17 protein-coding genes are annotated in these 23,735 nt (G+C 70.5%); 10 read left to right on the top strand and 7 right to left on the bottom strand.

The window, feature by feature from the left end; translation table 11 throughout:
* The first annotated feature begins 40 nt into the window (after nt 1–40).
* From D7X74_RS21915 to D7X74_RS21900, 4 genes are read left to right on the top strand one after another with little or no spacing between them, the layout of a single operon-like run.
* Nucleotides 41–1,612 carry an ATP-binding protein gene (locus D7X74_RS21915; RefSeq protein WP_120534943.1) on the top strand — a complete coding sequence of 524 codons (1,572 nt, stop codon included), beginning with the start codon at nt 41–43 and terminating at the stop codon, nt 1,610–1,612.
* A gap of 37 nt (nt 1,613–1,649) precedes the next feature.
* On the top strand, nt 1,650–2,024 hold the full coding sequence (locus D7X74_RS21910; protein WP_120534942.1) for a response regulator: 375 nt from the start codon (nt 1,650–1,652) through the stop codon (nt 2,022–2,024).
* A complete protein-coding gene (locus D7X74_RS21905; RefSeq protein ID WP_120534941.1) occupies nt 2,025–4,838 on the top strand; it encodes an ATP-binding protein in 2,814 nt (937 codons plus the stop codon).
* Entirely contained in the window at nt 4,835–6,859 is a 2,025-nt protein-coding gene (locus tag D7X74_RS21900) for a response regulator (RefSeq protein WP_120534940.1), read from the top strand. Before D7X74_RS21905 ends, D7X74_RS21900 begins: the two co-directional genes overlap by 4 nt.
* A 3-nt stretch (nt 6,860–6,862) precedes the next feature.
* Here D7X74_RS21900 and D7X74_RS21895 read toward each other — a convergent pair whose 3' ends face one another.
* Complete coding sequence (locus D7X74_RS21895; protein ID WP_120534939.1) at nt 6,863–8,440, bottom strand: LVIVD repeat-containing protein; 1,578 nt, start codon at nt 8,438–8,440, stop codon at nt 6,863–6,865.
* 76 nt (nt 8,441–8,516) lie between these two features.
* Between D7X74_RS21895 and D7X74_RS21890 the strand changes: the two genes are divergently transcribed.
* Entirely contained in the window at nt 8,517–9,284 is a 768-nt protein-coding gene (locus D7X74_RS21890) for a hypothetical protein (RefSeq protein ID WP_120534938.1), read from the top strand.
* On the opposite strand, the gene D7X74_RS21885 is transcribed toward D7X74_RS21890, so the two are convergent.
* Both D7X74_RS21885 and D7X74_RS21880 read right to left on the bottom strand, forming a co-directional pair.
* A complete protein-coding gene (locus tag D7X74_RS21885; RefSeq protein ID WP_120534937.1) occupies nt 9,265–10,917 on the bottom strand; it encodes an LVIVD repeat-containing protein in 1,653 nt (550 codons plus the stop codon). The genes D7X74_RS21890 and D7X74_RS21885 overlap by 20 nt on opposite strands.
* Before the next feature lie 165 nt (nt 10,918–11,082).
* On the bottom strand, nt 11,083–12,849 hold the full coding sequence (locus D7X74_RS21880) for an LVIVD repeat-containing protein (protein ID WP_120534936.1): 1,767 nt from the start codon (nt 12,847–12,849) through the stop codon (nt 11,083–11,085).
* A 164-nt stretch (nt 12,850–13,013) separates the two neighbouring features.
* Between D7X74_RS21880 and D7X74_RS21875 the strand changes: the two genes are divergently transcribed.
* From D7X74_RS21875 to D7X74_RS43685, 3 genes are all read left to right on the top strand, one after another.
* The gene (locus D7X74_RS21875) at nt 13,014–14,120 is read left to right on the top strand and encodes an AAA family ATPase (RefSeq protein ID WP_120534935.1); all 1,107 of its coding nucleotides are present in this window, start codon (nt 13,014–13,016) and stop codon (nt 14,118–14,120) included.
* Nucleotides 14,117–15,013: a tRNA pseudouridine(55) synthase TruB gene (gene truB / locus D7X74_RS21870; protein ID WP_120534934.1), complete on the top strand. Its 897-nt coding sequence runs from the start codon at nt 14,117–14,119 to the stop codon at nt 15,011–15,013. The genes D7X74_RS21875 and truB overlap by 4 nt, the downstream gene beginning before the upstream one ends.
* 249 nt (nt 15,014–15,262) lie before the next feature.
* Complete coding sequence (locus D7X74_RS43685) at nt 15,263–17,059, top strand: hypothetical protein (RefSeq protein WP_199741871.1); 1,797 nt, start codon at nt 15,263–15,265, stop codon at nt 17,057–17,059.
* A 133-nt stretch (nt 17,060–17,192) separates the two neighbouring features.
* Here the strand turns inward: D7X74_RS43685 and tkt are convergent, their stop codons facing one another.
* The 4 genes from tkt to D7X74_RS21845 all read right to left on the bottom strand — a co-directional run bounded on the left by tkt (nt 17,193) and on the right by D7X74_RS21845 (nt 22,410).
* Nucleotides 17,193–19,259, bottom strand: a complete 2,067-nt coding sequence (gene tkt, locus D7X74_RS21860) for a transketolase (protein WP_120534933.1) — start codon at nt 19,257–19,259, stop codon at nt 17,193–17,195.
* Between the two features lie 127 nt (nt 19,260–19,386).
* Nucleotides 19,387–20,325, bottom strand: coding sequence for an arginase family protein (locus D7X74_RS21855; RefSeq protein WP_120534932.1), 939 nt, complete (start codon nt 20,323–20,325; stop codon nt 19,387–19,389).
* Between the two features lie 8 nt (nt 20,326–20,333).
* The gene (locus tag D7X74_RS21850) at nt 20,334–21,539 is read right to left on the bottom strand and encodes a VWA domain-containing protein (protein WP_120534931.1); all 1,206 of its coding nucleotides are present in this window, start codon (nt 21,537–21,539) and stop codon (nt 20,334–20,336) included.
* Between the two features lie 19 nt (nt 21,540–21,558).
* Complete coding sequence (locus D7X74_RS21845) at nt 21,559–22,410, bottom strand: MoxR family ATPase (protein WP_233595682.1); 852 nt, start codon at nt 22,408–22,410, stop codon at nt 21,559–21,561.
* Between the two features lie 108 nt (nt 22,411–22,518).
* Here D7X74_RS21845 and D7X74_RS21840 point away from each other — a divergent pair, with 108 nt between their 5' ends.
* Complete coding sequence (locus D7X74_RS21840; RefSeq protein ID WP_233602195.1) at nt 22,519–23,205, top strand: vegetative protein; 687 nt, start codon at nt 22,519–22,521, stop codon at nt 23,203–23,205.
* 121 nt (nt 23,206–23,326) lie between these two features.
* A partial coding sequence (locus D7X74_RS21835) for a hypothetical protein (RefSeq protein ID WP_120534928.1) occupies nt 23,327–23,735 on the top strand: 409 nt, incomplete at its 3' end.

Genomic DNA, 23,735 nt, shown 5'->3' with positions numbered 1-23,735 from the left:
CCCCAATGGCATACAGGTGAGGTAGCACGGGGACCACGCCATGCTCCCTCCCCCGACGCCCGTGGACGAGCCCCGGCGCTTGCAGGCCCTGCGCTCGCTGTGCCTCCTGGACACGCCCGCCCACGAGCGCTTCGACCGCATCGTTCGCGCCGCCTCCCACCTGTTCCGCGTGCCCATCGCGCTGGTGTCCCTGGTGGACGAGGACCGCCAGTGGTTCAAGGCCCGTCAGGGCCTGTCCGCCTCCGAAACGCCGCGCGACGTGTCCTTCTGTGGCCACGCCATCCTGTCCGCCGGCAGCTTCGTCGTGCCGGACGCGCTGCGCGACCCGCGCTTCCACGACAACCCGCTCGTCGTGGGCGCCCCCTTCGTGCGCTTCTACGCCGGCCACCCCCTGCGCACCGCCGATGGCAGCCGCGTGGGCACCCTGTGCCTCATCGACCATGAACCGCGCGACTTCTCCGACGCGGACCGCGGCGCGCTCGCGGACATGGCCGGCTGGGCGGAGGTGGAGCTCAACGCCCTCAACGAGCGCGAGGCCCGCACGGCCCTGGAGCAGCAGGAGCGCTTCTTCAAGGTCTCCGTGGACATGCTCTGCATCGCCACCATGGACGGCACCTTCCTGCGCCTGTCCCAGGCCTGGAGCCGCACGCTCGGCTTCACCGAGGCGGAGCTGTACTCCACCTCCGTCGTGGACCTGGCCCTGGACGACGACCGCGCGGGTACCGCCCGGCACCTGGCCCGCGCCCGCGAAGGCGCCGCCGTCCTCCAGTTCGAACACCGCGCCCGCTGCGCGGACGGCTCCTGGCGCTGGCTGCAGTGGAACGCCGTCCCGGATCCGCAAGAGGGCCTGCTCTACGCCGTGGCCCGCGACGTCACCCAGGCCCGCGTCCTGGAGGAGGAACGCCAGCGCGTGGAGCGGATGAAGAACGAATTCATCTCCACCGTGAGCCACGAATTGCGCACGCCGCTCACCTCCATCCGGGGCTCGCTGGGCCTGCTGGAGGGCGGCATCGCCGGCCCGTTGGAGCCGCAGGTCGCGCAGATGGTGGGCATCGCGCACAAGAACAGCGAACGGCTGCTGCGCCTCATCAACGACATCCTCGACCTGGAGAAGATGGAGTCCGGCCGGCTGGACCTCTGCCTGGCGTCCACCGACGTCGCCCCCCTGCTCGCCCAGGCGCTCCAGGCCCACCAGGGCTACGCGGCCGAATACGGCGTGCACCTGGAAGTGAAGGTGGAGGCCCCCGGCGCGCGCGCCCGCGTGGACGAGGACCGCTTCAACCAGGTGCTCGCGAACCTGCTGTCCAACGCCATCAAGTTCTCCCCCCAGGGCGAGCGCGTCACCCTCTCCCTCACCCGCGAGGAGGGCACCTTGCGCGTGGAGGTGGCGGACCACGGCCCCGGCATCCCGGAGGCGTTCCAGCCCCGCGTCTTCCAGAAGTTCGCCCAGGCGGACGCGTCCGACACCCGCAAGCGCCCCGGCACCGGCCTGGGCCTGAGCATCGCCCACGGGCTGGTGGCCCGCATGGGCGGCACCCTGCGCTTCGTCACCCGCGCCGGCGAGGGCACCCGCTTCTCCTTCGACCTTCCCGAGTGCGACCCGTCCCCGTAACGCGATCCAACCCCGACCCCGAGGCGCACCTCCTCCCATGGCGACCATCCAGAAAGTCCTGCTCGTCGACGACGAAGACGACATCCGCACCATCGGGCAGCTGAGCCTCAGCCGCGTGGGCAAGTGGCAGACGGTGCTCGCGTCCTCCGGCGCGGAGGCCCTGGAGAAGGCGGCCACGGAGGTGCCGGACCTCATCCTGCTGGACGTGATGATGCCCGGCATGGACGGGCCCACCACCTTCGGCCGGCTGCGGGCCCAGGCCGCCACCGCGAACACGCCCATCATCTTCATGACCGCGAAGATTCAAAAGCAGGAGGTCGCGCGCTACCTGGAGCTGGGCGCGGTGGGCGTCATCGGCAAGCCGTTCGACCCCATGACGCTGCCGCAGGAAATCCGCAAGCTGGTGCCCTGAATGGAACCTCGCCTGTCCAAACGCTCCGCCGCGCTGGCCGCGGGCGCCCTGGTGCTCCTGTGCACCCTGTTCCTGCTGGGCCGCCCGGGCTCCACCGCCGAACATGACGCCTACCGCACCCAGCTGCGCCAGCTGCGCGTGGCCACCGCGGAGCTGGAGCTGGACGTGCTGCGCCAGCGGGTGGGCATGCGGGAAGCGCACGGCTCCACGGGCAACGACTTCGACGCGCTGGAGGCCCGCGCCCGCATGCTGCGCGCCATGCCCGCCTTCCTGCCGGACGAGGGCATGCGCTCGCTGACCGCGTCCCTGGACGCCTACCTGCGCGCGCTCCAGGGCTCGCGCGCCCTGCTCGCCACCGCCCGTGAGAAGGACGAACAGTTCGCGGCCCTGTGCGAGGTCTTCCCCAGGAACGTCTTCGCCGCGCACGCCGCGCTGCCCCCGGGCGCGCTGCGCGCCCAGGTGGAGACGCTGGGGGGGGACGTGCTCACCGCGTCCCGTCTGCACGGGAAGGACTTCGGCTCGCGGGTGGAGGCCTCGATCGCGCGCCTGGAACAGGCCCGCAAGGGAGAGCGTGTGTCCACCGACGCCTTCGCCGCGCTGCATGTCCTGGAGACCCAGGCGCGGGAGCTGACGGTGCTGCTGCGCTCGGCGGACGCGTCCTTCCAGGCGCTCCTGGACCACAGCGCCAGCAGCGAGGCCGAGCGCCTCATCACCACGTACCTCCAGCTCCAGGAGCAGTCCCAGTCCCGCGCCGAGCGCACGCGCATCGTCCTCTTCGGCGTGTCCTTCCTGTTGGTCATCTACGTGCTCGTCGTCCTGGTGCGGCTGGCGCGGGCGTCCGCGGCGCTGGGGGAACTCAACCGGGGCCTGGAGGCGCGCGTGGCCGAGCGCACCCAGGCGCTGTCCGCCGCCAGCGCGGAGGCGCGGGCCAGCGACGCGCGCAAGGCCGCCATCCTGGAGGCGTCCCCGGACGGCATCGTGGTGCTGGACGAAGCCGGCCGCGTGGTGGAGTTCAACCCGGCCGCGGAAGGAAACTTCCGCCTCACGTCCGCCCGGGCGGTGGGCGCGGACTTCCTGTCGCTCGCCCTGCCCGCGTCACTGCCGGCGGCCCAGCGAGACAGCGTCCACGCCGCGCTCCAGAAGGACAGCGGCCCGGCGGCGCGCGTGGAGTCGCCGTGTCTTCGCGCCGACGGCGGCGTGTTCCCCGCGGAGCTCACCTTCGCGCGCGTGCACGGGGACGGTCCGCCGCGCACCACCGTCTTCGTGCGCGACCTCACCGAGCGCAAGACCGTGGAGCGGATGAAGAACGAGTTCGTCTCCACCGTGAGCCACGAGCTGCGCACGCCGCTCACCTCCATCCGGGGCTCGCTGGGCCTCTTGGAGGGCGGCATCGTGGGGGATCTGCCCGCGCAGGCGCTGGACATGGTGCGCATCGCGCGCACCAACACCGAACGGCTCATCCGCCTCATCAACGAGATTCTCGACCTGGAGAAGATGGAGTCCGGGATGCTGGAGCTGAAGCTCCAGCCACAGACGGCGCAGGACCTGGTGGAGTCCACGCTCCTGGGCGTGCAGGGCATGGCGGACGCCGCGCACGTCACGCTGCGCTCGGACGTGGAGGGCACGCCGCAGGTGAAGGGCGACCGCGACCGGCTCATCCAGGTGCTCACCAACCTGGTCTCCAACGCGGTGAAGTTCTCCCCGCAGGGCGGCTCCGTGGTGGTGGCCTCCAGCGTGGCGGCGGACGGCCGGGTGCGCTTCAGCGTCACCGACCAGGGCCCCGGCATCCCGGAGGAGAAGCTCTCCCGCCTCTTCGGCCGCTTCCAGCAGTTGGACGCGTCAGACACCCGCTCCAAGGGCGGCACCGGCCTGGGGCTGGCCATCTCGCAGGCCATCGTGGAGCAGCATGGCGGCCGCATCGAGGTCGTGAGCCGGCCCGGCCACGGCGCCACCTTCCACTTCAGCCTGGAGTCCCTGCGCGCCCCGGCTCCGTCGCCCGGCGCCGTGTCCCCGGTGCCCCGGGACGAGTCGCGCCACAACGTGCTCATCGTCACCGCGGACGCGGACCTGTCCGCGCTGCTCCGGGGCCTGCTGTCCCACGAGGGCTACCGGGTGGTGCGCGCCGCCACGATCGCGGAGGCCGTGCAGGCGGTGGACACGTCGCTGCCGGACGCGCTGGTGGTGGACACGCAGATGCCGGACGGCCACGTGCTGGACTGGGTGCGCCGCCTGCGCGAACAGCCGCGCACCCGCGAGCTGCCCGTGCTGGCGCTGTCCGGCCGCGCGACGGATGGCACCGCGGGCGTGGGCACGCCGCTCCTGGTGGACTGGCTGCCCCGGCCGGTGGATGAGACCCGGTTGCTGAAGACACTGCGTTACGCCATGCGCCAGCCGGGACAGGCGCGCGTGCTGGTGGTGGACGACGACGCCACCACGCGCCGGGTGCTGTGCGCGCAGTTCGAACGGCTGGGCGCGCTGTGCATCGAAGCGGCGGACGGGGAGAGCGCGGTGGCGCTCGCGCGCGACACGCCCCCGGACCTCATCGTGCTGGACGTGGGGCTGCCCCGCCTGGATGGCTTCGAGGTGGTGGACATCCTGCGCCAGGGCAAGGGCCGCGCGACCCCGCTCATCGTCTTCACCGGGCGGGAGCTGTCGCGCACCGACCAACGCCAGCTCACGCTGGGCATCACGCGGCACCTGACGAAGGCCCGCTCCTCGGAAGAGGAGCTGGTGAACTCCGTGCGGGAGCTGCTCAACGGTCTGCTGGCCCGCCGGGACGTCGCGGCCACTGAACCCAGAAAGGCGCTGCCATGAGCACCGCGCGTCACAACAAGACCCTCCTCTTCCTGGAGGACGACCGGGACCTCCAGACCCTGGTCTGCACCTTCCTGCGCGACAAGGGCTATCAGGTCACCCCCGCGCGCTCCGCCGCCGAGGCGCGCGAGGTGTTGGTGTCCCAGCCGGTGGACGCCGCCATCGTGGACGGCCTCTTGCCGGGCATGACGGGCGCAGACTTCATCCGCGAGCTGCGCCAGACGCGCCCCGGGCTGCCGGTGCTCTTCGCCTCCGCCTTCTGGAAGGACCTCAAGAGCCACGAGCTGCTCACGCGCCAGTTGGGCGTGGCGCGCGTGGTGCACAAGCCCTACCGGCCAGAGGAGCTGGCGGTGTGGCTGGAGCAGCTCTTCGCGCTCGCGGAGCCGCCGCCCCCGCCCCCGGAGGCGCTGGAGGCGGAGGAGCCCGAACCGGAGGACGCCTTCGCGGCGAGCCTGGCCCTGCTCAGCGCGGACTACGGCGCGAAGCTGCCGGAGCGGCTGGCCACGCTGAAGGCACTGCTCGGCAAGGGGCGGAAGGGGGATGCCTCGTCCATGGAGGAGGCCTACAGCGTCGTGCACAAGCTGCATGGCACCGCGGGCAGCTACGGCTTCCGGGACGTGAGCCTCACGGCGGGCAAGCTGGAGGACGTGCTGCAGCCCGTGCGGCACGGGGGCCCGCTGGACTGGGCGGCGGTGGACGCGGCCTTCCACGCGCTGGAGGACGTGGTGGCCCTGCCGGTGGAGGTGGAGCCGGAGCAGGAGGTCGTGGAGGCGCCCTCCGCCATGGGCACGCTGCTGGTGGTGGACGAGGACCCGGCGGTGCTCGCGGACGCGAAGCGCATGGGAGCGCAGGAGGACGTGCGGGTGGTGACGGCGGCCTCGGCCCAGGAGGCCTGCGCGGTGGCCCGGCGGCAGTGGGTGGACGGGGCGCTCCTGCACATGGGCAATGAGGGCATCGCCACGGCGAACGCGCTGCGGGCGCTGGACGGGCACCAGTCGCTGCCGCTGGCCTTCTCCAGCTCCGGCGGCGGACTGCAGGAGCGCATGGTCGCGGCGCATGCGGGCGCGTCGCTGTTCCTGCCCCGGCCCTTCACCCTCCAGGACTTCGCCACCGCGGCGGAGCGGCTGGTGACGGCGCGGCGGCAGGAGCGCGCCCGGGTGATGGTGGTGGACGATGATCCGGAGGCCATCCGCGCCCTCACCCAGGCGCTGGTGAGCGACGCGGTGGAGGTGGTGGGGCTGGAGAATGCGTACGGCCTGCTGGACGCGCTCGCGCAGCACCGACCGGACCTGCTGTTGCTGGACGTGCAGATGCCCGGGCCCAGCGGCTTCGACCTGTGCCGCATCCTGCGCCTGACGCCGGAGTGGCAGGAGCTGCCCATCCTCCTGGTGACGGCGCAGGTGGGCCTGGAGTTCCGGCTGGCGGCGTTCCAGGCCGGCGCGGACGACTACCTGGCCAAGCCCGTGCTGCGCGAGGAGCTGCGCGCCCGCGTGCATGCGCGGCTGGAGCGGGCGCGGCTGTCGCGCGAGCGCACGGAGAAGGACGCGCTCACGGGGCTGATGCTGCGCCGTCCCTTCGTGGAGGCGGTGACCACCCGGCTGTCGGAGGCGCGCCGCGTGGACCGGCCGCTGGCGCTGTGCTTCCTGGACGTGGACCACTTCAAGAAGGTCAACGACGAGCACGGCCACCTCGCCGGGGACCGCGTGCTGATGCGGCTGGGGCGCCTGCTGGGCGCGCGCTTCCGCCGCGAGGACCTGCGCGCCCGCTGGGGCGGCGAGGAGTTCGTCGTCGCGCTGCTGGGTGAGACGGCGGAGAACGCGCGCGAAATCCTCTCTCGCACGGCGGAGGAGCTGGCGGGGATGGTCTTCGAGGGCGACGGGGGCGAAGCCTTCCACGTCACCTTCAGCGCGGGGCTCGCGGTGGCGCCGCGGGACGGCACCACGCTGGAGGAGCTGCTGCGCGTCGCGGACACCCGGCTGTACCGGGCGAAGTCCAACGGCCGCAACCGCATCGAGCTCTGAGGCTCAGGGCTCCTCGAACACGAACAGGCCGCGGGACAGGTCCACGACGTACACGGCCCCGTCCCCCGGCACGCGCATGCCGATGGCCCCCTGGTAGAGGCTGTCGGTGCTGCGCGGGTGGAACTCGTCGAAGGTGTTGAAGGACGCCACCTCCCGGGGGCTCTCCGGGGTGGCAACGTCGAAGACGCGCACGCCCTCGTGGTACCAGGCGACGTAGAGCCGCGTGCCCTTGAGCACCATGTTGTGGATGGACGTCTCCGCCCGCATCTTCACCTGCGCGAGGAGGCGGATCCGCGCCGGGTCGGTGACGTCCAGCACGCGCAGGTGCGCGCCGAACCGCTCGCCGCCCTCGAAGGCGATGGTGCGCCCGTCGAAGGTCCCCACCGCGTTCGCGTGGCTGTACTGGCCGGGGAAGGAGTAGCCGCCCAGCACGGGCGTCACGTCGGGACGGGTCACGTCCAGGACGACGTAGCCCGTGGTGGCGTGGTTGACGTAGAGGCGGTCCTGGTAGGCGAACGCGTCGTGCGGATAGCCGTACGGGTCGTCGCGCGGCACGGAGATGCGGCTCAGCAGCTTGGGCTCCAGCGGCGTGGCCACGTCGAACAGGAGCGTCTCCCCGTTGGGGGCCGGGGACATGGCGTACAGCCGGTCCCCGTCCACGAACACGGTGTGCACGTTGATGGCGCCGCCGGGCAGTGAGCGCACGTACTGGGGCGCCGCCGGGTTGGAGATGTCGTAGACGATGACGCCGGAGTTGGCGCTGGCGATGTAGAGCGCGTCGCCCTTCGCCCACACGCCGTTCCAGTAGCTGTCATTGGGCAGGTTCAGCATCGTGACGATGAACGGGTGGGCCTTGTCGGCCACGTTGACGACGGACAGGCCGCCCGCCAGCGTGCCCCGGGGGAGGGACACCACGTAGGCGTGGCCCTTCGTGACATAGACGTCCACCGGGTCTCCCAGCGCGATGGAGGTCTCGGAGACGAGGCGCAGGGACGGAGATGTGGGGGTCTCCCGGCTCCAGTTCATCCGCCGGGCGTCGAAGGTGCCGGAGTATTCCGGCACGCCGTCGGTGCAGCGCACGAAGCAGCCGGTGATGCGGCCCGGCTCCGGCACGCGGCACCCCGCGAGCGCGTAGCGCTGCACGGCCTTCGTGGTCGTCGTGTATTCGTTGGTGAGGAAGAACCCTTGGGCGCCCACCTGCTGGCGCACCAGCGGACGGCCCATGAGGGTGCCGGGGCTGCCGTCGGGGTTCAGGCGGAACCCGGCGCCAAAGGCGCTCTCGGAGTGGTAGCGCAGGATGGCGCGGTAGGTCCCGAGCAGGGCCGGGTCCCCGACGGCCGCCAGGTCGCACCCGGACAGGCGGAAGCTGCCTGGGTCCTCGCAGTTGGCGCGGGGCGACGCGTAGTCCGGATCCGCGCACGGCACGTCGGGGACGACGTCCACGTAGTCGGAGCGCTCCACCGCCGTGCCCGTGGGGGACGGGCCCGCGTCGGGGACCTCGGGGTCGTCCTTGTGACAGCCGGACAGCGACAGGGCGCAGGCGAACAGCGCCGTGATGGACAGGCGCGCGGGGGATTTCATGGGCAGGGGCTCCGGACGGCCAAGAGGCTTCGCGGCAGCATGACGCAGCCACGCGGGCCGGGCTAGAAGCCCCCGGATGCACCCACGCCGCCCCGACATCGACGAAGCCCTCGCCGACCTGCGCACCCGCGTTCCCGGCGGGGGGATCGTCGACCACTGGAGCAGCGACCCTGCCTGGCCCACACCCGAGCAGCAGCGCCTGAAGGACGCGTGGCGGGACAGCATGGCCCAGGCGCTGGAGCAGGCGCTGGCGCGGCCCGCCTTCGAACCCATCACCATTCCCGAGGCCCGGAGCCCCCCGGACTGGGAGTTCATCCTCGCGCACGCGCTGAAGCGGCACGGTGGGCCTGTCGCCGCGTTCCCCAGCTTCTCCACGACGCGTCAGAAGGACGGGGACACGTTCATCACGCTCGGCACGACCTACGACGAGCTCGTCATCTACCAGGGCCCGCTGGAGCTCCATGGTCACGTCCACCTGGCGGGGACCGTGGTCGTCCTGGGAGACCTCATCGTCCATGGCGCGCTGATGGATGGAGACCCGGCGGACTCGGGCCTCGTGGTCATCGGGAATGAGCGGGTCCGCGCGCTGTACACCGGCTCGGACCACCTCGTGGTGGGGGACCTCGAAGCGGACCTGATGGTGCTGTCCGGCTCGGATGGCTCGTGGGATGTCGGCGGAGAGGTGCGTGCCCGCATCAAGCTGGAGGAGTCCGGCCTGCGGGGCACGGAGGGGGAAGCACTGCGGCGGCGTCTGGAGCCCGTGCCCTCCGAGGAACTCCTCGAGGACGGCTGGAAGCTGTGCCTGGAGGTCGGGCGCGGCCGGCTCACGGTTCGCGAAGGATGAGCAGCCCTCGGTGCGTGTCCACGACGTACACGTACCCGTCGCCCGGGACGCGGATGCCGATGGCACCCGTGAAGATGTTTCCGTCGCGGCCGGGGTCCGTCTCCCGGTAGTTGTTGAAGTACGCCACCTCGCGAGGCTTCGGCGGCACGGACACGTCCAGCACGCGCACGCCCTCGTGGTAGTAGGCGATGTAGAGCCGCGTCCCGTGCAGCACCATGTTGTGGATGGAGGTCTCGGGGCGCAGTTGGTACTCGCCGATGAGCCGCATGTTCGCGGGGTCGGTGACGTCCAGCACGCGCAGGTGCGAGCCCTCGAACTCGCCGCCTTCGAAGGCGATGGTGCGGCCCGCGAAGGTGCCCACCGCGCTCGCATGGGCGTACTGGCGACCGAAGACATACGCGCCCAGCTCCTGGATGTGCTCCGCGTCTTTCACGTCGAAGGCCACGTACCCCGAATCCGTGTAGCTGACGTAGAGGCGGTCTCCGTAGGCGAAGGAATCATGCGGGCCGCTGAAGCCCCGCTGGAGCGAGATCTTGTTGAGCAGCACCGGCGACAGGGGTGACGCGACGTCGAACACGAGCACCGCGTCGCCAGCGGACGGGACGACGGCGTAGAGCCGGTCACCCTGCACGTGGACGGTGTGCACGATGGTCGGCTCGCCGGGCGCGGCGCGCACGTACTGGGGGTCGGCGGGGTTGGAGATGTCGTAGACGATGACGCCGGCCTTGGCGCTGGCGATGTAGAGCGCGTCGCCCTTCGCCCACACGCCGTTCCAGCCCGTGTCGTTCGGAAGCTGGAGGACCTTCTTGAGCACCGGGTGCGCGGGGTCCTTCACGTCGAGGACGGCCAGGCCCCCGAGCCGGTCATTCGACCCGGTGGCCACCACGTAGGCGTGGCCCTTCGCGACGAAGACGTCCACGGCATAGCCGAGCGGAACCGCGGACTCGGAGACGAGGGTGAGGCCGGAGGACTCGGACTCGCCCCGGGCCCGGAGGCCGGTGCGCGCGGCGGTGAAGGTCCCCTTGCTGCGCACCTTGCCCTCGGCGCAGACGACGAAGCAGCCGTTGACGCGGTCGGGTGTGGGCCTCGTGCAGCCTGCGAAGACGAAGTCCCGGGGCGGGCTGACGCGGCTCGCAGGGGCGTGGGATGCGAAGAAGAACGAACCCGCGCCCACCTCCTGGCGTGTCAGGGGCCTGCCGGTGAGATCCCCCGCCCCCCCGTCCAGCGGAAGCTGGAGGCTGTAGGGGCCGTTGGCCTCCATGGCGTAGAAGCCCACGGAGTCCAGGCTGTCGAACGCGTCCGAGGGGCACGACGTCCGGTCGAAGAGGGACACGTCGTCACACGCTGCGACCGGAGCGCCCACGGGCAGCGTGAACGCGCAGTCCGAAAAGGGACGCCGGTCCACGTGGTCGGTGCGCTCGGGCAGGGTCTCGGCGGTGCCGTCCCAGGGCGGCACGTCGGTGCCCGCGTCGGAGGTGCCAGCGTCCGAGCCCGCGTCGGAGTCGTCACCCGCGTCGGACGTGCCGGCATCCACGGGGGGAGGACCCGCATCCGGCCGGGAGGGGGACGACGAACACCCGGACAGGGCCAGGGCGGTGGTGCACAGCAGGAGCCAGCGGGGCAGGCGGGACATGGGGGGCGGACCTCTTCGCGGGGGACCTGGGCACCGCCAGGACGGCGGGCCCTCTCGCGATACGGTCCGGTGTCATCCCCTCGGCGAGGAAGTCGGGAGATGCCCCCCATCCGGAAACCATCGGTCCCGCGCGTCCCAGGCGCCCTTGCGCGCGGGCTCAATCCCTCACAGCTCGTTGAAGATGAGCAGTCCGCGCGCCGTGTCCACGACGTAGACGTACCCGTCGCCCGGGACGCGGATGCCGATGGCGCCCTCGAACATCCCGCTGCTCCGGCCGGGCTGGGTTTCGAGGAAGGTGTTGAAGTACGCCACCTCGCGAGGCTTCGGCGGCACGGACACGTCCAGCACGCGCACACCCTCGTGGTAGTACGCGATGTAGAGCTTCGTGCCCTTGAGGATCATGTTGTGGATGGAGAAGTGGGGGCGCAGGCCGTACTCACCAATGAGCCGCATGTTCGCCGGGTCGGTGACGTCCAGCACGCGCAGGTGCGCGTTGACTCCCTCGCCGCCTTCGAAGGCGATGGTGCGGCCCGCGAAGGTGCCCACCGCGCTCGCATGGGCGTACTGGCGACCGAAGACATACGCGCCCAACTCCAGCGCATGCTCCGGGTTGCTCACGTCGAAGGCCACGAAGCCGGAGCTCGTGCTGTTGATGTAGAGGCGGTCGCCGTAGGCGGTGGCGTCGTGCGGTCCTCCCCACTCACCGGACACCGTCACCCGGTTGAGCAGCACGGGCGAGAGCGGTGAGGTCACATCGAACAGGAGCGTCTGGCTCGCGGGCTCGGGCGCCATCGCATAGAGCCGGTCGCCCTGCACGTGGACGGTGTGCACGGCGATGGCCTCGCCGGGCACGGCGCGCATGTACTGCGGGTCGGCGGGGTTGGAGATGTCGTAGACGATGACGCCGGCCTTGGTGCTGGCGATGTAGAGCGCGTCGCCCTTCGCCCAGACGCCATTCCAGTAGCTGTCGCCGGGAAGCTGGATGCGCTTCGTGAGGACGGGCTTGCTCCGGTTCTTCACGTCGAAGACGGCCAGGCCGCCAGCATCGGCCTTGTCCCCGATGGCCACCACGTAGGCGTGGTCCTTCGCGACATAGACATCCACCGGGAAGCCCAGGGGAACCGAGGCCTCGCCGTGGAGGGTGAGGCCGCCCGAGGACTCGGACTCACCGCGTCCCCAGGAGGGGCGCAGCGCGGTGAAGGTCCCCTGACTGCGCACCTTGCCGTCGGCGCACTGGACATAGCAGCCGTTGACGCGGCGGGGCTCGGGCCGGGTGCAGCCCACGAACGTGAAGTCCCGAGCGGGGATATAGGGAGGCGTCGCGGCGAAGCTGGTGCTGAAGACGAACGAGCCCGGCCCCACGGACTGGCGCGTCAGGGGCCTGCCGTTGAGCGTGCCCGGCGCCCCGTCGAACGGCAGCGTCAGTCCATAGCTGACGGTGACGTACCCGGAGAGACCCCGGCCGAGCAGGTGGTACGTGCCCACGGACTCCAGCGTGTCGAACGCGCCCGCGGGACACGAGGAGAGGTCGAACAGGGACAGGTCCTTGCAGTCCGTGATGGGGGAGCCCGTCGGAAGGGTGAGGGAGCATTCCGAATAGAGGGGCGGGGTCAGCCAGTCGGACAGCTCGGGAAGCGTCTCGGCGCCGCCGTCCCAGGCGTCCGCCTGGGGGCCCGCGTCGGAACTCCCGCTGCCGGCGTCCTGGGAGGACGGGTCCCCCGCGTCCCGGGTCCCCGCATCCGCATCGGAGGTGCCGGAGTCCAGCGTCGTGCCGGAGTCCTCGGACGCGCCGGCATCCACGGACGTGCCGGAGTCCAACGTCGAGCCGGCATCCAGGCGCGTGCCGGCATCCTCCTCCGAGGACTCCTCGGAACAGCCCGTGAGGGCCAGGGCCAGGGTGAGGCTCAGGAGCCAGCGGAACGGAGGCGACATGGAACCCTCTCCTTCAAGCGCCACGGAATGCGGGCACGCGGAATCCTATACGCAGCGAGCCGCCACTCCTGGCGGGCCGAGTCCTTTCAGGACCTTGGGCGGGGCCCCGGAATCTGGAAGGCACGGCGCCGCGAGCCCGTGGGCGGGGCTAGGCTGCGCCGGCCATGCCCATCACGCGTCTGGAAATCTCCGGCTACCGCTCCGTGCGTCAGCTCCACCTGGAGCTGGGGCCGGTGAACGTGGTGGTGGGGCCCAACGGCAGCGGCAAGACGAACCTGTACCGGGCGCTGTACCTGCTCGCGGCGTCGGCGGAAGGGCGGCTCGCGCGCACGCTGGCGGAGGAGGGCGGCACGCCGAGCGTGATGTGGGCCGGCCCGCGCGACCCCAAGAAGCCGGTGCGGTTGAAGGTGGCGGTGGACCTGGACGACCTCGGGTACGAACTGCAATGCGGGCCCGTGCCGGGGTCGGGCACGGCCTTCGCGTTGGATCCAGAGGTGAAGGAAGAGCACCTGTGGGCGTACTCGGGGGGCCGGCGCGGGGTGTTGATGGAGCGCAAGGACCGCACGGCGTTCCTGCGCGACGCGGACGGCACGAAGGTGACGTTCCCCACGGAGCTGTGGACCGCGGAGTCGGTGTTGGATCAGCTGTCGGATCCGCACCGCTTCCCCCGGCTGATGGAGGTGCGGCGCGCCCTGGCGTCGTGGCGCTTCTACCACCACTTCCGCACGGACCCGGACGCGCCCCTGAGGCATCCCCAGGTGGGCGTGCGCACGCCGGTGCTCGCGCACGACGGCCGCGACCTGGCGGCGGCGCTCCAGACCATCCTGGAGGTGGGGGACGATGCCGCGTTGGAGCAGGGCCTGGACGACGCCTTCCCCGGGGCGCGGCTGGAGGTCCACGCGCAGGAGGGACGCTTCAGCCTCTTCGTCCAGATGCCCGGCCTGCTGAGGCCCATGGCGGCGACGGAGCTGTCGGACGGGACGTTGCGCTACCTGTGTCTGCTGGCGGCGCTGCTCAGTCCCAGGCCGCCCCCGTTCCTCGCGCTGAACGAGCCGGAGACCAGCCTGCACCCGGAGCTGCTCAAGCCCCTGGGCCGGCTCATCGTGAACGCGGCGAAGCACAGTCAGGTCTGGGTGACGACGCACGCGGAGGAGCTGGCGAACACCGTCTCCCAGCACTCCGGCGCGGAGCCCGTGCACCTGGAGAAGCAGCAGGGCGCGACGACGGTGCGCAAGGAGCGCGCCCGGGACGATGACGGAGAAGACGCATGACCCCCGGCCTCTACCTGACCCACAAGCCCGTGGGCGCCACCAGCTTCGCCACCGTGCGAGCCTTCCAGGAGGAGGCCCAGGCCACGCGGCCCAACCGGCGCACGGCCCTGGTGCACGGCGGTACGTTGGATCCGTTCGCGGAAGGGCTGCTGCTCATGCTGGTGGGCCCGGCCACGCACCTGTTCGAACTGCTGCACGCCGCGCCCAAGACGTACGTGGCCCGAGTGGAGTGGGGCACGGAGATGGACACGGGAGACCTGCTCGGCCGCCCCGTGCACCAGGGTGATGTGAGCGCGTTGACCCCGGCCCTGTTGGACGCGGCGCTGAAGCCGTTCCTCGGTTGGACGGAGCAGGTGCCCCCGGCCACCAGCGCGAAGAAGATCGGCGGTGAGCCCGCCTACCGCAAGGCGCACCGGGGCGAAGCCGTGGACCTGCCCCCCTCGCGCGTCTACCTGCACACCGCCCGCTGGCACTCGCACGACCTGCCACGCGCCAGCGTCCTGGAGCTCACCTGCCGGGGTGGCTACTACGTGCGCTCGCTGGCAAGGGACCTGGGGCGGGCGCTCGGCTGTGGAGCGCACCTCTCCGCGCTGAATCGCACGGCCATCGGTCCGTGGAAGGACCCCGGCCCCGGCCACCGCGTGGAGCTGCACGGCCACGACGTCCTTCCCTGGGCACGCGGAAGGGAGCTCACCGACCAGGACGTGGGCGCGCTGCGCCGCGAACAGTCCATCCCCCTGTCCCCGCTGAAGCCCCCGGACTGGCGTCCACCCCCGGGCTTCCCGGAGCCCCAGGCCCCGGTGCGAGGCTTCCATCAGGGACGGTTGACCTTCCTGCTGACCGAACGCGACGGCGCGCTGTGGAGCGAGACAGAGCTGCGAGGCGGAGTCTAGAAACCGCCCCGAGCAAGCGCGCCCCCAGGGCGTGAGGACCTGGTGACCGGAATCACCACCCGGGGGGATGGGGGGCTGGTGACTGTCACCACCATGGTGACTGGAGTCACCACCCCGCGGAGTGCGCCCTCGCCGCGCAACTCCATGAAATCACAGTGCTTCCCACTGTGGTCAGGGATGGCACGACGCGCGCAATAGGTCCCGGCATACCGCTTCCGACGAGGAAGCCGCTCCTACCGGAGATCAAAAATGTCCGTCACCAAGACCGCTTCCACCGTCATCTCGAACCGCCCCGCCATCTCCAACGCGCAGCAGAACAAGCTGCTGGGCACGCCGTCGAAGCTGTCCGGCAAGGAGGCGGCGCTGCTCTCCTCGCTGAAGGAGATGAAGACCCAGATGTCGGGCATGAAGGCGCAGATCGCGGAGCTGAAGGCGGGGCTGAACAAGGCCGACCAGTTCGACACGGGCAAGAAGTTCGCGGTGCAGCCCCGGAACGACTGGATGCCCAAGGACGTGGGCGCGCTGGTGGAGCTGAACAAGCTGAACCAGACCTCGGGCCCCATCAGCGCCGAGCAGATGGCGGACACCATCGACCGCGCCACTGCGGACCTGGACGGCCAGGCCGCCTCCTCCGAGTACCGCACCGTGGCGGACTGGGCCATGAACAACCGCGAGCGCCTCACGCCGGAGGCGAAGCAGGTGATGGACCTCTACTCCAAGTACGCGGCGCTCTCCCAGGCGCGCGGCGAGTCCGGCATCCCGCAGGACGACTTCAAGAAGATGCTCGGGGAGATGCGCGACGTGGGTGACGCCAGCGCGAAGAAGGCGCTCGCGAACCTGGACCGCAAGGGCGGCACGGTGTCCGGCGAGGACATGGCCAAGGCCATCCAGACGGGCACGGCGGACCACGACGGCCAGGCCGCCGGCGCGGAGGCCAAGGAGTTCGAGAAGTGGGCCGCGAAGAACGAAAGCCGCCTGAGCCCGGAGGCCAAGGCAGTGCTCGACGTCTACCGCAAGCACACGAAGGCGGCGCAGGAGAAGGGCCAGACGGGCCTGACGGACAAGGAGTCCGCCGTCATGAACGCGGAGATGAAGAAGGCGGCCGCCGTGGACGTGAGCGCCCGCAAGGCGACGGAAGCGCTCGACCAGAAGCCGGGCCCCATCTCCGGCCAGGACATGGCCAAGGCCATCCAGAAGGGCACGGCGGACCTGGACGGCCAGGCGGCCGGCGCGGAGCTGAAGGAGTTCGAGCGGTGGGCCTCGAAGAACGAGAGCAAGCTGAGCCCGGAGGCGAAGGAAGTGCTCGACGTCTACCGCAAGCACGCCAAGGCGGCGCAGGCCAAGGGCCACGAGGGCCTGAACACGAAGGAGACCCGCGCGCTCAACGCGGAGATGAAGAAGGTGGGCGCCGGTGACGTGAGCGCCCGCAAGGCCACGGAGGCGCTCGACAAGGAGCAGGGCCCCATCTCCGGCGAGGACCTGACCAAGGCCATCCGCGAGGGCATCTCGGACACGGACGCGCACTCCACCACCTCCGAACTGAAGGAGTTCGAGAAGTGGGCCGCGAAGAACGAGAGCCGCCTGACGCCCGAGGCGAAGGAAGTGCTGAAGGCCTACCAGTCCGCCGCGAAGAAGGCCGGCCCGGACGGCCTGACGCAGAAGGAGGCGGACGCCATGTTCAAGACCCTGGACGGCTTCAAGACCTTCCGCGACGACTCCATGCGCGCCGCGCTGGAGGGCCTGGATTCGAAGAGCGGGAAGATCAACGGCAAGGACCTGACGGCGGCCATCGAGAAGGGCGCCGCGGACCTGGACGGCCAGGCGGCGGGCCTGGAGTTCACCGACACGATGAAGTGGGCGCGCCAGAACTACGACCGCCTCACGCCGGACGCGAAGAAGGTCGTCGACACCTACGAGAAGTACGCCACCCGCGCTCAGGCCAAGGGCGGCACGGGCATCGACCAGAGCGACTTCAACAAGATGATCAAGGAGATGAAGTTCATCAGCAGCCCGCCCCCGGCCCGTCCGGTCTACTTCGCGGCCTGAGCCACACCAAAGCACCGCTGAAACGGGGGGAACACAGCCACACGCATCCATGGAGTTCCCGCCGGAGGTAAGCCCGGCGGTGAACCCAGAGGTGCCCCGGACCTTCGGGGGAGGGTCCGGGGCCCTTTTATTTTCAGGCCTTGGACTTCTTCATCTTGGCGATGGTGGCGTGCGCTTCCTTCACCACGTTCTCCACGGTGAAGCCGAACTTCTGCTGCAGCGCCTTGATGGGCGCGGAAGCCCCGAAGCTGCGCATGCCGACGACACTGCCAATGTGGCCCACCCAGCGCTCCCAGCCGAACGCGGCGCCCTTCTCCACCGCGACGCGCGCGGTGAGGGCCGCGGGCAGCACGCGCTCCTGGTACTCGGCGGGCTGCTGCTCGAACAGCTCCCAGGACGGCATGCTGACGACGCGGGCCTTCACGCCCTCGGCCTTGAGCTTCTCCGCCGCCTCAATCACCAGCGCGACCTCGGTGCCCGTGCCGATGAGGATGACGTCCGGCTTTCCGCCCTCGGCCTCCTGCAGGATGTACGCGCCCTGGGAGAGCCCGGACGCGGGAGCGAACTTCGTGCGGTCCAGCGTGGGCACCGGCTGCCGCGACAGCACGAGCACCACCGGGTGGTGCTGCTGCTGCGCGATGTAGCGCCAGGCCTCGGTGACCTCGTTGGCGTCGCCGGGGCGGATGACGATGTTGCCGGGGATGGCGCGCAGGGACACCAGCTGCTCGACGGGCTGGTGCGTGGGGCCGTCCTCGCCCAGACCGATGGAGTCGTGGGTGAAGATGTGGATGGAAGGAATCTCCATCAGGGACGACAGGCGCATGGCGGGGCGCTCGTAGTCACTGAAGATGAGGAACGTGGCGCCGTAAGCGCGCACCTTGCTCAGGTTGAGGCCGTTGACGATGGAGCCCATCGCGTGTTCGCGCACGCCGAAGTGGATGTTGCGGCCCGCGTGCTCGCCCGGCTTCATGGACGTGGAGGCGGACAGGTACGTCTTCGTGGACGGGTTCAGGTCCGCGGAGCCGCCCACCAGCCACGGGTAGTTCTTCGCCAGCGCATTGAGCACCTTGCCGCCCGACTCACGGGTGGCCATGCCCTTCGCGTCCGCGGGGAACACGGGCAGCTCCTTGTCCCAGCCATCCGGCAGCTCGCGCTTGAGCATGCGGTCCAGCTCGTGCGCCAGCTCCGGGTGCTGCTGACGGTAGCCGGCCAGCGACTTCTCCCACGCCTCGCGAAGCTGCTTGCCGCGGGCTCCCATCCGCTCCTGGAAGCGCTCCTTCACGCCGTCGGGGACCAGGAACTGCGCATCCTCGGGCCAGCCGTAGAAGCGCTTGGTGCCCTTGATCTCCTCGGCGCCCAGGGGCTCGCCGTGGGCGCTGGCCAGGCCCTGCTTCTTGGGCGCGCCGTAGCCGATGTGCGAATTCACGACGATGAGGGTGGGCTTGCCGCGCTGCTGCTTGAAGGTGCTGTAGGCCTTGCTCAGCGCGTCCAGGTCGTTGGCGTCGGTGACCTGGATGACGCGCCATCCGTAGCCCTCGAAGCGGCGGCCCACGTCCTCGGTGAAGGCAAGGTCGGTGCTGCCGTCGATGGAGATGTGATTGCTGTCGTAGATCCAGCACAGGTTGGGCAGCTGGAGGTGGCCGGCGAGCGAGGCGGCCTCGGACGCGACGCCCTCCATCATGTCGCCGTCGCCGCAGATGGCGTAGACGTCATGGGTGAACAGCTCGAAGCCGGGCTTGTTGAAGTGGCCCGCGAGCCAGCGGCTGGCGATGGCCATGCCCACGCTGTTGGCGACGCCCTGGCCCAGCGGGCCGGTGGTGGTCTCCACGCCGGTGGTCCAGTGGTACTCGGGGTGGCCGGGGGTGGCGGAGTCCAGCTGGCGGAACTTCTTGATGTCCTCCAGGGACACGGCGGGCACGTCCGTCACGCGCTCCTGCTCGTCCAGGCGCTTGATGCCGGCCAGGTGCAGCAGGCTGTAGAGCAGCATGGACGCATGACCGTTGGAGAGGATGAAGCGGTCGCGGTCCGGCCACTGGGGCTGGGCCGGGTCGTACCGCAGCTCCTGCTGCCACAGCTGGTAGGCCACGGGGGCCAGCGCCATGGGCGCGCCCGGGTGCCCCGAGTGGGCCTGCTCCACCGCGTCGATGGACAGGGTGCGGATGGTGTTGATTGCCTGGGTATCGATCTTCTCGGTCGTCATGCGGTCTCCCCACGCCGGCTGCGTCGTGGGCGCACCATGCCGTAACCGGGGACGCCGCGCCGCACGAAACGGGCCCGCCGTCAGGTGGGCTGGCTGGCAGGGGACACTGGGACCCGCCGGGAATGCCTCAGGGGACGCGGCCGCTGAGCGCGAACGCCGCCACCACGGCCTCGGTGAAGGCCCGGGCGCAGTGGCCCTCGGGGTCCAGGTCCGGGTCCAGGATGGTGAGCTCCAGGCCCACGGCCTGGGGGCTGCGCAGCAGTGAGGCCAGCAGGGAGGTCAGTTCCTCCAGCCGGAGTCCCTCCGGGTTGGGTGAATCCACGGCGGGCATGACGGACAGGTCCAGCACGTCCGCGTCCACATGGATCCAGAACCCATCCAACTCCCGGGCCTCCAGCAGGGCACGCGCCTCATCTCCGACAGCGTCCGCGCCACGCTGACGGATGGCGGTGAGCGGAAGGGAAGGGATGCGGGACGTGTCGAACTCCTGCACGGCGAGCACGGCGGTGTCCTCGTCACTGCGGGACAGGCCCAGGTGCACGACGTCCTCTTCGCGCAGGTACGGCTTGAGTCCGTCCAGGTCGCAGAGCGCATCCGGTCCATGGCCGGTGGCGAGCGCCAGGTCCAGCCCCGCCGCGGTGAGCCGACCCGCCAGGGCGGCGCGGTCCTTGTCATACGAGAAGTCGTCATGCGCATCGATGAACGCCAGGCCATGCGTCCCGGCCCGCCGCAGCGCGAGCGACGACCCCACGAGCACGCTGCAATCCCCGCCCAGCAGCAGCACGAAACGTCCCTGGGCCCGCAGCGCCCCGATGCGATCCGCCAGCGCCACACTGTACCGGCCCAGCGCGGCGCCATTGCGAAAGCCGATGTCCGGCTCCGCCTCCGGAGAGTACGCGGGAGGCATCACCATCCCCGCGTCCTCCGCGCCCAACCGGGTCACGATGCCCTGCGCGCGAAGGGCCCGGGGCAGTTGATACACGCCCGGAATCACCCCAGGGGCTGAAGGCCGCAGGCCCAGGTTGGACGGAGCATCCAGGACGCTGATGGGAGCAAAGGAAGCCATGGCGTCTCCTACCGCCGGGTCGCCGCCCCGCGCGGCGTCTTCCCCCGCGTCAGGTGGCTCACCGCCTCACCCAATCCCTCCACGGTGAGGGAGAACATGGGGAACACATTGGCCAGCATCGCGATGGTGCCCGAGCGCCACGACCCGCGAGGCTCCGGGTTGAGCCACACGTTGCGCTCGAAGTGCTGCGCCAGTTGCATCATCCACGTCATGCCCTCCAGGCCCTCCTGGCGGTACTGACCATTGGCATCCGTGCGGATGCCCAGCTCATACGGGGCCATGGACGCATCGCCCACCATCACCAGCTTGTGGTGCCGGCCCACCTGCGCGGTGAGCTCCGGAACGGTGAGGCCACCGGTGAGCTGCGGCGTGGCGTAGAGCTTCCCGTAGACGCAGTTGTGGAAGTAGTAGGTGCGCAGCTCCTTGAAGTGAGACGCCTGGCTGGCGACGCTGAACAACCGGCTCACCAGGTGCGCGTACGGATCCATGGATCCGCCCACGTCCATGCACAGCACCACGCGGGTGTTCGGCCGGCGCGGGGGACGCGTCACCACCTCAAGCTCGCCCGCGTTCTTCGCGGTGGCGGAGATGCTCTCGTCGATGTCCAGCTCCTCCAGGGCGCCCTCGCGCACGAAGGCCCGCAGCTTGCGCAGCGCCACGGCCATCTGCCGCGTGTCCAGCACCACGTCGTCGCGGTAGCCCGCGTACTTGCGCGCCCCGGCCTGCCACAGCGCCTGGCCCTGACGTCCGCCGGTGCCGCCAATGCGCACGCCCTGGCGCGCCATGCCGTTGTTGCCAAACGCGGACGCGCCGCCGGTGCCCACCCAGCGGTTGCCGCCGTCGTGGCGCTCGGTCTGTTCCTTGAGGCGCTGCTCCAATTGCTTGCGCAGCTCCTCCGGGTCCCACTGCTCCAGCATGGCCAGCTCTTCGGGGCTCAGGTCCCGGCGCTCCTTGGCCTCCTCCAGCCAGGACAGCAATTCCTCGGTGAGCTTGAGCGCATCGGACGCCACGCCCTGGAAGTGCGCGAGGAACGCCTGGTCGAACGCATCCAGCTGCGTCTCCGAGTGCACCAGGAGCGCGCGAGCCACGTGGTAGAAGCCATCCAGGCTGCTGTCATGCAGCCCGGCCTTCAGCGCACCGGCGAGGGCGAGCGCCTCCTGGGCGCCCACCTTCACCCCGCGCTTTCGCAGCTCGTAGAAGAACGGCAGGAACATGGCCCGTCTCCTTCCCTTGCTACGCGCGAGACTTGCGGCCGCCCCTGAACGCCTCGGCCACCGCCACCAGGTCCTGTTCCTTCTTGAGCAGCGCGCCCAGGAACGGCAACTGTTCATCCAGCTTCAATTCCATCACACCGTTGGCCTTGAGCACGGAGATCCAGTCGATGAGCTCGCTGGTGGAGGGCCGCTTGCGCAGGCGGGTCATCGCGCGCAGCTCGTAGAAGACCTTGAGCGCCTGCTCGGCCAGTGAGGCCTCCAGCCCAGGATGGTGCACATCCACGATGCGCTGCATGAGGTCGCGCTCCGGGAAGTCGATGAAGTGAAACACGCACCGGCGCAGGAACGCGTCGGGCAGCTCCTTCTCGTTGTTGCTGGTGATGAGCACCACGGGGCGGTTCTTCGCCACGACCTCATCCTGGGTCTCGGAGATGCGGAAGCGCATCCGGTCCAGCTCGTGGAGCAGGTCGTTGGGGAACTCCAGGTCGGCCTTGTCCACCTCATCGATGAGCAGCACCACGCGCTCGGGGGAGGCGAACGCCTCGCCCAGCGGCCCCAGGCGGATGTATCGCCGGATGTCGCGCACGTCCCCGTCGCCGAAGCGCGAGTCATACAACCGCTGCACGGTGTCGTAGACATACAGGCCATCCTGGGCGCGCGTGGTGCTCTTCACGTGCCAGGTCAGCAGCTTCAATCCCAGTCCCTGGGCAATCGCTTCCGCGAGGAGCGTCTTGCCAGTGCCGGGCTCGCCCTTGACCAGGAGGGGGCGCTGGAGCGTGAGGGCGCAGTTGACGGCGGCCTGCAGGCCCTCGCTCGTGAGGTAGGAGTCGGTGCCTCGAAAGCGGACGGGAGTGGGGGAAACCGGAGTCATGACGGGTTCCTTTAACATCTTGGACGATGTTTCCATCCCGCCCCGGGCGGTTGGGTGTATATCCTGCCCCACATGGCCCCACTTTCTCTTGAGAACGAACTCCGCGACATGGTCCGACGCGAGTTGCAGTTGCAACTCGCTCCCGTTACGAAGGCCGTGGCCCGTATGGCCAAGGGTCTGGATGCGTTGGATGTGCTTCGCGAGGTGACGCGCCGTCTGGCACCGCTGTCCAGCCGTCTGGGCGCCGTGGCGGGCGTGCGCACGCCCACGCTGGCCCCGGAGCCGCCCGCCCGTCGCAAGCCGGGTCGTCCGCCGTCCGCGAAGACCATCGCCGCGAAGGCAGCGCTCGCGAAGGCTCCTGCCGCGAAGGCGCCCGCTGCGAAGGCTCCCGCCGCGAAGGCCGCGCCCGCCGCCAAGGCTCCCGCCGCGAAGGCCGCCCTTGTGAAGGCGCCCGCCACCCGCGGGCCGGGCCGTCCGGCCGCGAAGGCTCCTGCCGCGGAAGACAACCAGGCGTGCGCGGTCATCGGGTGCAAGCGTCAGAGCCGCTCCAAGGGCTACTGCTCGGCGCACTACCAGAAGCTGCGCCTGCTCATCCGCACCGGCCGCCGTCCGGAGTCGTGGGTGGATGGCGCCCGCTCGCAGTCGGTGCAGGACGTGAAGCTGCCGCGCGGTCGCGCCGGCAGCCAGGCGCTGAAGGAAGTGGCGAAGCCGGCCGCTCCCGTCGCCGCGCCGCCCAAGCCCAAGGCCTGGGTGCGCAAGAAGGGCTCGAGCGGCGGCATGGTGTCGTTGAACTGACGGGAGACGTCGCCTCCCGGGCATGTTCCGTGGTGGGTCGTCCCAGGCGACCCGCCATGCGTGCGACATGCGCCGCTTCCATCGTTGACAGCGGCCGGCCCGTGGTGTGAATCCGGGCCGCATGAGCGAGCAATATCCAGTCACCGTCGCGGTCCGTCGCCCCGACGGTCAGGTGGAGCAGGTCCGGGTGGGCACGGCGTACAGGAACGGCGAAGGCTTCACGCTGCAACTGGGCGAGCTGTCCATGAGCGCCACGCCCGTCGCGGCGGCCCCGGCCGCCCGTCGCGCCGCGCCCGCCGCGGGTGCGCCCGCCGGCGGTGGCGACGGCATGACCCTTCCCAACTACGGGCGCAGCAAGGGCGCGCCCGTCTACGGCGCCAGCCTCCAGGACCTGGAGTTCTACGCCAACGGCGCCCGTCGCTCGCTGGCCGACCCCAGCAAGTCGCGCTGGCATGACAAGGAGCGCCAGCTCCTCGCTTCCATCGAAGCGGAGATAGCCCGTCAGCGGGGTGAGGGCGGCGGTGGAGGCG

The sequence above is a fragment of the Corallococcus sp. CA047B genome (assembly GCF_003612065.1).
Classification (GTDB): domain Bacteria; phylum Myxococcota; class Myxococcia; order Myxococcales; family Myxococcaceae; genus Corallococcus; species Corallococcus praedator.
Note: the sequence above shows the minus strand (reverse complement) of the source record. Positions and strands in the feature narration are given on the sequence as shown.